The sequence below is a fragment of the Sterolibacterium denitrificans genome, from assembly GCF_900174485.1.
Classification (GTDB): Bacteria; Pseudomonadota; Gammaproteobacteria; order Burkholderiales; family Rhodocyclaceae; genus Sterolibacterium; species Sterolibacterium denitrificans.
Window position 1 is genome coordinate 1 of record NZ_LT837804.1, and the last position, 9,820, is coordinate 9,820.

General features: G+C 63.2%; 16 protein-coding genes. 15 read left to right on the plus strand and 1 reads right to left on the minus strand.

Annotated features, from left to right (window positions below):
• The first annotated feature begins 517 nt into the window (after positions 1–517).
• The 9 genes from SDENCHOL_RS13570 to trfA all read left to right on the plus strand — a co-directional run bounded on the left by SDENCHOL_RS13570 (position 518) and on the right by trfA (position 6,156).
• The gene (locus SDENCHOL_RS13570; protein WP_154717457.1) at positions 518–1,318 is read left to right on the plus strand and encodes a DUF3560 domain-containing protein; all 801 of its coding nucleotides are present in this window, start codon (positions 518–520) and stop codon (positions 1,316–1,318) included.
• A 70-nt stretch (positions 1,319–1,388) separates the two neighbouring features.
• Complete coding sequence (gene ssb, locus SDENCHOL_RS13575; RefSeq protein ID WP_154717458.1) at positions 1,389–1,802, plus strand: single-stranded DNA-binding protein; 414 nt, start codon at positions 1,389–1,391, stop codon at positions 1,800–1,802.
• 47 nt (positions 1,803–1,849) lie between these two features.
• Positions 1,850–2,068, plus strand: coding sequence for a hypothetical protein (locus SDENCHOL_RS13580; RefSeq protein ID WP_154717459.1), 219 nt, complete (start codon positions 1,850–1,852; stop codon positions 2,066–2,068).
• 16 nt (positions 2,069–2,084) lie between these two features.
• Positions 2,085–2,402, plus strand: coding sequence for a DUF2761 domain-containing protein (locus tag SDENCHOL_RS13585; RefSeq protein WP_154717460.1), 318 nt, complete (start codon positions 2,085–2,087; stop codon positions 2,400–2,402).
• Positions 2,403–2,487: 85 nt separating this feature from the next.
• Entirely contained in the window at positions 2,488–3,252 is a 765-nt protein-coding gene (locus SDENCHOL_RS13590; protein ID WP_154717461.1) for a ParA family protein, read from the plus strand.
• Entirely contained in the window at positions 3,249–4,535 is a 1,287-nt protein-coding gene (locus tag SDENCHOL_RS13595; protein WP_154717462.1) for a ParB/RepB/Spo0J family partition protein, read from the plus strand. The genes SDENCHOL_RS13590 and SDENCHOL_RS13595 overlap by 4 nt, the downstream gene beginning before the upstream one ends.
• Positions 4,536–4,608: 73 nt before the next feature.
• Entirely contained in the window at positions 4,609–4,968 is a 360-nt protein-coding gene (locus tag SDENCHOL_RS13600; RefSeq protein ID WP_231913050.1) for a TrfB-related DNA-binding protein, read from the plus strand.
• A gap of 4 nt (positions 4,969–4,972) precedes the next feature.
• The gene (locus SDENCHOL_RS13605; RefSeq protein ID WP_154717464.1) at positions 4,973–5,269 is read left to right on the plus strand and encodes a hypothetical protein; all 297 of its coding nucleotides are present in this window, start codon (positions 4,973–4,975) and stop codon (positions 5,267–5,269) included.
• The gene (gene trfA / locus SDENCHOL_RS13610) at positions 5,266–6,156 is read left to right on the plus strand and encodes a plasmid replication initiator TrfA (RefSeq protein ID WP_154717465.1); all 891 of its coding nucleotides are present in this window, start codon (positions 5,266–5,268) and stop codon (positions 6,154–6,156) included. The genes SDENCHOL_RS13605 and trfA overlap by 4 nt, the downstream gene beginning before the upstream one ends.
• A 199-nt stretch (positions 6,157–6,355) precedes the next feature.
• Here trfA and SDENCHOL_RS14670 read toward each other — a convergent pair whose 3' ends face one another.
• Positions 6,356–6,481 (minus strand): hypothetical protein, encoded by a 126-nt coding sequence (locus tag SDENCHOL_RS14670; protein WP_269458649.1) that lies wholly within the window; start codon positions 6,479–6,481, stop codon positions 6,356–6,358.
• Between the two features lie 1,018 nt (positions 6,482–7,499).
• Here SDENCHOL_RS14670 and SDENCHOL_RS13615 point away from each other — a divergent pair.
• Genes SDENCHOL_RS13615 through SDENCHOL_RS13640 form a run of 6 tightly spaced genes read left to right on the plus strand, consistent with a single transcriptional unit; the run spans position 7,500 to position 9,813 of the window.
• Positions 7,500–7,784, plus strand: coding sequence for a hypothetical protein (locus SDENCHOL_RS13615; protein WP_154717466.1), 285 nt, complete (start codon positions 7,500–7,502; stop codon positions 7,782–7,784).
• 23 nt (positions 7,785–7,807) lie between these two features.
• Positions 7,808–8,131: a hypothetical protein gene (locus SDENCHOL_RS13620; RefSeq protein ID WP_154717467.1), complete on the plus strand. Its 324-nt coding sequence runs from the start codon at positions 7,808–7,810 to the stop codon at positions 8,129–8,131.
• Positions 8,132–8,143: 12 nt separating this feature from the next.
• Positions 8,144–9,148 carry a DNA-binding protein gene (locus SDENCHOL_RS13625; protein ID WP_154717468.1) on the plus strand — a complete coding sequence of 335 codons (1,005 nt, stop codon included), beginning with the start codon at positions 8,144–8,146 and terminating at the stop codon, positions 9,146–9,148.
• Complete coding sequence (locus SDENCHOL_RS13630; RefSeq protein ID WP_154717469.1) at positions 9,145–9,393, plus strand: hypothetical protein; 249 nt, start codon at positions 9,145–9,147, stop codon at positions 9,391–9,393. The genes SDENCHOL_RS13625 and SDENCHOL_RS13630 overlap by 4 nt, the downstream gene beginning before the upstream one ends.
• A gap of 3 nt (positions 9,394–9,396) precedes the next feature.
• A complete protein-coding gene (locus SDENCHOL_RS13635) occupies positions 9,397–9,672 on the plus strand; it encodes a hypothetical protein (protein WP_154717470.1) in 276 nt (91 codons plus the stop codon).
• Between the two features lie 3 nt (positions 9,673–9,675).
• A complete protein-coding gene (locus SDENCHOL_RS13640) occupies positions 9,676–9,813 on the plus strand; it encodes a hypothetical protein (RefSeq protein ID WP_154717471.1) in 138 nt (45 codons plus the stop codon).
• Positions 9,814–9,820: the final 7 nt, after the last annotated feature.

A 9,820-nucleotide genomic window follows, 5' to 3' on the forward strand; every position in this document is an offset into this window, starting at 1 on the left:
AATGCAGGCCCGCCGAGGCGGGCATGTTTTCGCGTCCGCGAAAACGGGAAACCATGAAAACCGTCGCTCGCCGCTGGGCGTCGCCGGGGGATGCTTAACGGCCTTTGGCCTACATCCCCCGGCTATGCCAGGGAGCGTTAGGGGCGTTGCCCCACGGCTTGGGCATCAAGGGCCGGGCTTCGCCCTCTCCATCCCGGCCCGTGTCCTCGCTTCGCTGCGGGCCGCACCATGCCGGGATTCCGACCCTTGACCCCCAATCCTCCCCGAACAACCAACCCCCGCCGCGCTCGTTGGCGCGGCAAGCCCGCTTGGCAATGAAAGAGCGCCAGGCCGTCAAGATGTTCAACACGTCATAGCAAAATGCTATATATTGCGCTGTCGTTATAGTTATTTATTCGATACGATGACAAGCAAAAACGCTTGACAAAAGGCAGGCATAAATCTATACTTTAGTCATGGTGATCGAAACGAATCACCTGCAAATAACAGCCTTTAGTCAACGTAAGGAACCAAGACCATGAACAGCTACGAAGCCAAGCAAGCCGCCCGCAAGGCCCGTTTTGAAGAACGCGCCGCGAAGGCCAGCGCCGAGAGCGCAAGCACCTACGACCGCGCCCGCAGCATGGGCCAGTCCATCCCCTTCGGTCAGCCCATCTTGATCGGTCATCACAGCGAACAGCGCGACCGCAATTTCCGCAACCGCATCCATGACACCTACGGCAAAGCCTTTGCGCTGCAAGACAAGGCCAGCCACTACGCCAGCAAGGCGGCGAGTGTCGGCACGGGCGGCATTTCCAGTGACGACCCCGAGGCCATTCAGAAGCTGCGCGCCGAACTGGCGCACGTCGAGGCATCGCAGGAACGCATGAAGGCCGCGAACAAGGCCATCCGCGCCCACAAGACCCCCGAAGACCAGGCCGCCGCGCTGGTGGCCCTTGGCTTCACCGAGGCGCAGGCCGCCGAGGCAGTCAAGCCCGACTTCTGCGGCCGTGTCGGTTTCCCGTCCTACGCCTTGAGCAACAACAACGCGAACGCCCGCCGCATCAAGGGCCGTATCGCCGAACTGGAAAAGCGCGGCCAGCGTGAAGACGTGGAGAAGGAAGGCGACGGCTACACCTACCGCGAAGACACCGAGGAAAACCGCGTCATGTTCGTGTTCCCCGGCAAGCCCGACGAGGCCACCCGTGCCGTGTTGAAGCGCAACGCCTTCAAGTGGTCGCCGAGCCGTGGCGCATGGGTTCGCCAGTTGAACAACGCCGGTTTGTGGGCCGCCAAGTGCGTGCGCGAGGCGCTGGACAAGGCCGAGCCGACCGCCTGACCTGATCGCAAGACCCTGGCCCCGTGGGAAACGGGGCACCCCTCAACGTAAGCAAAAGGAGCTTCAAACTATGGCCTCTCTCAATAAAACGACCCTCATCGGCAACCTGGGCACCGACCCGGACGTGCGCTACATGCCGGACGGCACGCCTACCGCCACCGTCAGCCTGGCCACGACCGACACGTGGAAAGACAAGGCCACCGGCGAGCGCAAGGAAAAGACGGAATGGCATCGCGTGGTGTTCTTCAAGGGCCTGGCCGAAGTCGTCGGCCAGTACCTCAAGAAAGGTTCGCAAATCTACGTCGAGGGCAAGCTGCGCACCCGCAAATGGACGGACAAGGACGGCATCGACCGCTACACCACGGAAATCGTGGGACGCGAAATGCAGATGCTTGGCAAGAAGGACGGCAAGGACGTGCCGAATGCACCCAAGGGCGACGTGCCGCCGCCCGCAGCCGACGAAGGCGACGACATTCCGTTCTGACACCCACCGCCCCGGCCTGGCCGGGGCCAACCTCAACAGGAACAGCCATGCAATCCCCTACGCAGACCGTCGAAACCCGCACGCTGGCCGTGATCGCGGCCCGCCTTGGGGTTCCCCTTGGCACCGTTCGCATCGAGCGTGGCAACGTGTTCTATGAGACTGCCGAGGGCCTGCGCTGCGCGTGCAGCGTGGGCACGCCCTATTGGCACGGCGCGGCGGCCGAGGCCGTCACGCAACAGATCATCCAGCAGGCGAAAGCCCGATAACACAGGAGCGCGCATCATGGCCAAGTTCCATCAACCGAAGGCACCGGGCTACGTCTGCCCGAAAACCGGCCGGGTGGCCGTCCTGGCGGCCGACCTGGCCCGCAGTGACATGAACGGCGACGCATGGGCCTACTTCTACAACGAGGAAGCCGGCCGCATGGGCTTGGAAGCCTGGCGGCTGGTCGAGGGCATCGACCCGAACACCCACGGCAACGAGTTCGACGTGTGCTTTGCGAACGGCACGTTCAAGACCGTGGGGCCGCTGATGACCGTCTTTCTTGGTGCCGCCGATGCTGCGCGCCTGGCCGAAGAATTGACAAGCAAAAACGCTTGACAATAGACCGGGAAGCCCATAGAATAGAGGCCATAACAAAAGCACATTTCAAAAGTCAACGAAACGAACCCGAAAGGACATGAGCATGAAAATCTTGGCTGTAGCGAACCAGAAGGGAGGCGTCGGTAAAAGCACGCTTACCGTGCATTTGGCCTATGCCGCGCTGGAAGCTGGCTTGCGCGTGCTGGTGGTCGATATGGACAAGCAAGGCAGCTTGTCCCTGACCTTCCCGGCCAGCGCCGGGGCAGCGCCTGGCCTGCTGGCATCGAAGCTGTTTGATGCCGAATCGAGCGAAGCCCGGCCGGAGGCCATCGCCGACAAGCTGGCGATCATCCGCGCCGACAATGGCTTGCTGGCCATCGACAAGGCAGAGAACCAGGTCATCCGCCGCCCTGGCGTGGCGCTGCGCCGCTTCGCCGAGGACTTCGACCTTTGCCTGATCGACACGCCGCCGCTGCTTGGCGTGCGCCTGATGGCTTCGCTGGCCGCGTCCGATTTCGTCGTGACCCCGGTTTCCGTGGGCCTCTACGAACTCGCGGGCGTGGCCGACCTCATGCAGACCATTCATGTTGTCCGCACCCAGGGTTTCAATCCCCGCCTGCGGCATGTCGGCATCCTGCCCATGAAGACCAACAACCGCAGCACCGAGGAACGCCAGGCGCTGGCGGCCCTGCGCGAACGCTATGGCGCGGCCATCCTGCCGGAAGTTCTGCCCGAGCGTGCGCCGGTGCGCAAGGCCATTGCCAAGCGCCGCCCCGTGTGGGTGGCCACGAAAGGCGACGGCCATTTGAAGGCCGCCCAGGAATGGCGCGCGGCCTGCGAATCCGTCCTTGGGAGAATGGGCAAATGAGCGCCGCCAAGACCCCCAAGACCAAGACCAAAGACCAGAAGGGAACTGAAACCGTGAAGCCTGCTGAAAACGCTTTCGCCGGTGTCGCCGATGTGTTGGGCGCTGGCATTGACGCCCTGTTTGGACAGAGCGATGACCCCGAATTCATGGTGAATCTGGACGACATTGAAATTGTCGATCAGGTACGCGAGCAGATGGAGGATGACGAGCAAGACTTGATCGGCCTTGGCGAGAGCCTGGCCAAGTACCAGATTCAAGCCATCTTCCTGCGCATCATGCCCGCTGGCCACCCAAAGCCTTACCGGCTGGTGGCGGGCGAGCGCCGCTATCGCGCGGCACGCGTCAAGGGCCTGGCGCAGCTTCGCGCCAAGGCCCGCGAACTGACGGACGAGGAAGCCGAAGACTTGCAGTTTGCCGAGAACATCCACCGCAAGAACCTGACGCAGATCGAGGAAGCCAAGAAGATCCAGCGCGACCTTGACCGCTTGGGCAGCGTGGAGGCCGTGCTTGAGAAGCACCAGAAAAGCCGTTCCTGGCTTTCCAAGGTGCTGTCGCTGCTGAACCTGCCCGAGCAGGCCAAGCGGCTGGTGGCCGAGAACGTCAGCGCCGATGTGGAAGTCATCAACACGGTAAAGACCATCGAGAAGGCCGACCCCGAGGCCGCCAAGGAATTGGTCGAAGACCTCAAGGCCACGCGCGGCAAGAGCAACGCCCGCGAGAAGGCCCAGGCCGCCAAGGAAAAGGTCAAGCCGAGCAAGAAGCCCAAGGCCGACAAGAAGGCCGCAGGCGGGCCGGTGGCCACGCCGAAAGACCGCAGCCAGGAGGAACCCGGCCCCGTGTCGGTTTTCGCGGGCGAGAAATCCGACGACAGCGCCGACAACGGCCTGACTGGGGCCGACCCGTTTGCAGCCGATGGCGGCGAGGCTTCGACCGAGGACGGCAGCGCGGCTAGCGCCGAGAGCGCACCGCGCCCGGTGGCCTTCGCCCCGGCCGAGGCGCTGAACAAAGCCTACGTCAATATCTTCGAGTTCGGCAGCAGCCCGAAGACGGTCTTGGACGTGTTGAGCGCCGAGGAACGCGAAGCCGTCGATGCTTGGCTGCACTCGTTCTACGATGCAGGCGTGGCGGTCAAGGACGTGGGCCGGGCCGTCATCCAGGGTTTTCGCAATGGCCAATTTTCCAGTGATGGCGACGGCGCGTTTGCCCTTGTTGCCTTTCTGCACGGGGCCGACAGCGACGCGAAATACAACCTGCTGAACGTCTTCGGCAGCTTCAAGGAATGATGACAACCACCAGGCGGGGCAAGTGCCCCGCCCTTCTCGTTTTGGAGTACCACCGATGCGCTTAAAAAGGCGGATGACCGCAGCCGAATTCGAGGCCGTGCGGCCGCTGCTGAATATCTCGGATGACCGCATCGAGGCCGCACGCCTGGCCCTCGTTGAGGGCCGGACGTTGCAGGCCATAGGCGATCAATTCGGCTGGTCGAGGCAGGCCGTAGGCGATGCGGTCAGTGTCGTTTGGAAGAAGCTGGAAGACTACCGCGAATCGCAGCGCGTGGCCGCGAATGCGGGCGCGCTGCTGCCCCCCGGTTGGGAGCAAGTCACGCTCATTGCCCCGAGCCACTTGATTGCCAAGTTCCGGGGCGAAATCGCCCAGGCTTCGCCGCAGCCCGAGAGCAAGAAGGCGGCCGCACCCAGGACGAAGCGCAAGGAGTAAGACCATGCCGCGCACGCCGAAACTATGGAGCAATGACGACCTGGCCTTTGCCTTCAATGCGGCTTGCGACTTCCTGCTGATGGAGGAATGGCCCGAAGATGACGGCGGCGCACAGGTGGCCGCCTACCGTGAGGCGGCCAAGCGCATACGGCGCATGGCCGACCGCTTGCCGCTCGATGCGGACACAAAAAAGAAAGCCCGACGTGGTGAAACGCCGGGCCTCAAAGTCAACGTAAACGAAACCAAGAATGGCCCGCTTAACAGGCGGAATTATAGGATAGAAGGAGTTTTTCCGCCATGAAAAAAGCGTCAGACATTACCGATGGTGTATTGGCCAACGACAAGGGCACCGGGCAGATCGACAAGATGCAGCGGTCGGCCTATCTCAACAGCAAGGGCATCAAGCCGAGCGCGCAGTTTCAGCTTGACTTGATCTTCCCTGACACCATCGGCGACCGCGAAGGCCTGCGGCACATCCCGAACGACTACGCCCGTTCGTCCATCTTCACGGCCCGCAACAAGCGCGAGCCGCGCCGCACGCTCATGCACGAAAAACTGTTCCACTACAACGAGCATGTTTCCATCCTCTACACCGGCATCGAGCTACGAGCCGAGGACGACGAAATCGTGTGGCTGCAAATCCTCAGCTACGGCAAGCGAGTTGCGCTTGGCGAGCCGTTCGAGTTCTCCATCAAAGACCTGGTGGCCGATGTTGGATGGCACAAGAATGGCCGCTACTACGACAAGGCCCGCGAATGCATCAGCCGCTTGAAGGCCAACGAAGTGCTGGCCATCAACAAGAAGGCTTACGGCAAGAGCGGCGCGTTATCGCTCATCCAGAACTACACCGCGATCAACGACGAGAACGGCAAGCCCACGCATTACCGCGTGTGGATTGACCCCAATCTGATCGTGCTGTTCGCTGGCAACACCTTCACCAGTCACGCATGGGAGACATACCGCGACCTGTCGCCCGTGGCCCGCCGCTTGGCCGACTACATCGAGAGCCATAAGCACCCCTTCCCGCTCGCGCTGGCCAAGTTCCGCGATATATGCGGCTCCAACGACACCAACCCGTCAAGCTGGCGGCAGACCGTCAAGAAGGCTTGCGCCGAGGTGCAGGCGGCGCAGATCGCCAAGATTGCCTTCCTGTCCGACGATGACAATATCCGTGTCGGCAACGACTAGGCCGAGGTCGGCCGAGCAACACCACCAGGGGCGCGAAAGCGCCCTTTGGTGCTTTCTGGCCCTAGGTCATGTGTCACGGCCGAGCCGTGGCCACCAGCCCTTTGACCTGGCCGGGCCTCCGCGCTGCGCTCGATGCCCGACTTATCCACAGATTAGGCCCTTTGACGTGACAGATGACCTAGGGGCGGTGACAGATGACCTAGGGCAGTTCAGAGAATCCAAGGCCATCTGTCACGATTTTTGGCGGTTGTTGAGAATCCTTCTCGACACCTTGCCGCGCTTGTGGATAACTTGCCGCGTCAAGATCGCCTATCTTGCCGATCAAGCCCGATTCCGTGACACATGGCCTTGGATTGGTGACAGATGACCTAGGTTTCGGCTTGCTTCGGCCTGTAGCGCGTGACAGATGGCCTAGAAAATCCAGACAGATGACCTAGGTTTCGGTGACAGATGACCTTTTATCCACCGGGCGAAACAGCGCCTAAATCGTTGATTTTTCGTATGTTTTCGCCCTACGTTTTGCGGCCCTAACCGTTTTTTTAACCTTTTATTTAACCAAAGAAGCCCGCCGCCTCTTGGGGCTTCGCCCCGCCGGCTCCTACGGCCCGCAAGCGGGCCTTCGCCCAGGGCCGCAAGCGGCCCTTCCCGCCCGGCACCCCAGGGGCTTACGCCCCTCGCGCTGCGCGCTCACCCCAAATCGTGGCCCCTACGGGGCGAGGCTACGAAGGTCGAGCACCACCGCCCAAGCCAGAAACACCGCCTGTTATGCGCAACCGCCCTAGTTCGCGGGGGCGTGCCGCCCCCCTGTCAGCCGCTTCGCGGCTCGAACTCGACCCCCCTGTGAGAGGGCAAGCCCTCTCCCCACCGCCTTCGGCGGCGGCTCCCCTCTCCCGCGCCTTCGGCGCAGCCATCAAGAAGGAGGGAGGGGCTTCAAACTCCCATCTGGCTTCGCCAACACGGCCAGAACTGCCGTAGCGGCCCGCCAAGGCGTTTTCAAGGGTCAGGCAAGGGCGATGCCCCGGCCACGTCGAAAAATCGCGCTGTAGGCCGTTCTACGCGGTCGATTTTCCAGCCGTGCGCCTTCGGCCGTGCGCGAACGTGCGGCAGGGGCCGGGCGTGGCCGCGTTTTGCGGCCTCTCGCCCAGGGTCAAGTCGTGACTGATGACCTATTCGCGCTGGCCACCGGCCGAGCCGCCGCCGACCTGGCGGCCTAGCCAGCGGGCGGCCGACCGGGCGCGGCCGTTGCATCATCGCCACTGTCAAACAAAAACGCTTGACAAGGCCGGATTTTTTGATAAGATAGCGTAACGTAAAACGTAATTACTTTATGAAAGGACACCGCCATGATTCGAGCCGAGAACGCAACCCCGTATCAGCGCTGCATCAAGCCGTGGGTTTTCGACCGCATCGAGGTCAGCGGCAGCGTTTTCACCGGCCCGGCACCGGGCACCTACCACCGGGCGGACTTCGACCGGCCGCGCGAACGCATCCGGTTCTCGCTGCTCGGGACGTGGCATTGCGAGTTCCAGGGCGGGCCGAACCTTCAAGCCCTGGCGAACTACTGCGGCGAGGTCATCGGCGAGGGCGGGTTTTTCGGCCTGGCCAGCGCCCGGCGCGTCAATCCATAACGTAATTTCGCGGAGGCGAAAACATGAGCCAGCAGACAGCCCAGGGATACCGCGTAGCGTGCCCGCGTTGCGCGGGCACGGGCCGCGTAGATCGTCACGCCAACGTCAGAGGCGGGGTTTGCTTCGCCTGCGGCGGCAGCGGCTACCGTGTGCAGAAGACGGCACCGGCCGCCCCGGCCCGGCGCTTCGCCGTGTCGGCCTGCGCGCGGCGCACCGGCGAGCTTGTCAGCCCGGTTTTCTGGCTGATGGCAAAGACAGAGCGCGCCGCGCTTACCAAGGCGCGGGCGCAGATCAGCAAAGGCACGGGATACGACCCGGCCACCGTGACAGTTCAACCATCCAACTGAAAGGGGTTCGACATGGGACGCATCGCAGCACACACGCAGGAACAGGTTTTCGAGGCCGCCGACAAGCTGGCGGCCGAAGGCCAGGAGGTCACGGCAACCACGTTGCGCGAGGTTCTCGGGCGCGGCAGCTTCTCGACCCTTGGGAAGCACATCGACGCTTGGCAACAGGCGCGCAAGGCCGCGCCGGTGCCTGTCGTGATCGACATGCCGGAGAGCGTGAAGGCCGCCTTCGCGCAGTGCTGGCAGGCAGCAGCCGCCGAGGCAGGCAAAGAGATTGCCGCCATCCGCGAGAAGGCAGACGCCGAAATTAAGGGCACCAAGCGGCGCTTGGATGAAGCCCTGGTCGAAGTAGAGCGGCTGGAAGAAGACGCGAACACCGACGCGGCGGCGCTGGAAACGGCGCAAGCCAGCCTGGCGCAGACCGCCAAGGATGCGCAGCAGGCGGCCACCGACGCCGCCGCCCGTGAGGCGGCTTTGTCGGCCACCGCCGAGCAGATGCAAAAGCAGATCGAAGCGCAGCAAGCCGAGCTTGCCCGCGTTCATGCCGAGGCCGACGCAGCCCGCAGCCAGCACGCGGCCGAGGTCGCCCGCTTGACTGGCGACTTTTCCCGGCAGCTTGCCGAGCAGACCACCGCCTTACAGGCCGCCCAGGGCGAAGCCGACCGCTTGCGCGGCCAACTTGCCGAGGCCTCCGAGAAACTGGACGCGGCCAGCGCCCGCGAACGGGTGAAGATCGAAGAAGCCGCCAAGGCAAAGGCCGACGCCGAGCGCCTGGCCGATCAGCTCAAGGAACAGAAGGCGCGCAGCGTGGAAGTCATCGGCAAGCTGGAAAAGAGCAAGCAGGGCTTGGAGGCCGACTTGTCGGCCAGCCGCAAGGAAGCCAAGGCGGCGGGCGCAGACCAGGCCCGCGCACAAGGCGAGCTTGAGGCGCTGCGCACTCAAGTGGCACACCTGAACGACACCATCCGCAGCCTGGCCGCGCCGGGCGAGAAGAAGGGCAAGGGAGGTGCATCGTGATTGACTTCCTCGAATGGGCCGGTTCCCTGTCCGGTCTTCTCGGTGCGTTCCTGTTGGCCACCCACACGCGGGTTTCCCGCTATGGCTGGCTGGCGTTCCTGGCCGCGAACCTGGCCATGATCGGCTTTGCTTTCGGCATCGCCCGCTATGGCCTGCTGGTGCAGCAGCTTGGTTTCATGGCCACCAGCCTGCTAGGCATCCACCGGGCGGGCTTCGCCCTGCCCTTTGCGCGTTCGCGGGGTTAAGCCATGCAGATCGTCCCCGGTTCGCGCTGCCAGATCGTCAAGGTTCGCTTTCGCCATGACCTTCACCGGCTTGGCCGGGTGATTGTCGTCACAAAGGTGAATTTGCCGGAGTTCGATTCGGTTTGGGCGCACGATGACAAGCCCATCACGTACCGCACGAACCGCAACGGCCGCCGCGTGGTCGTGTCCGACCCGCGTTGCATTCAGTCCATTTACAGCTTGGACGAGATTCGCTTGCTGCCTCGCGGCTCGCTGAATCCGTCCGGTTTCAGGGAGTAGCCCATGACCGCGTTCCTGCGGTGCGTTGATGCCCAGGAAAGCGCCGAGCGTGCCGCGCTCGATGCCGAGGGCCAGGCCGCCAAGATCGAGGCCGACCGCTTGGAGCAAATCGCCCGCGAGGCGTGGAAGCGTCAAAGGTAGATCTTCC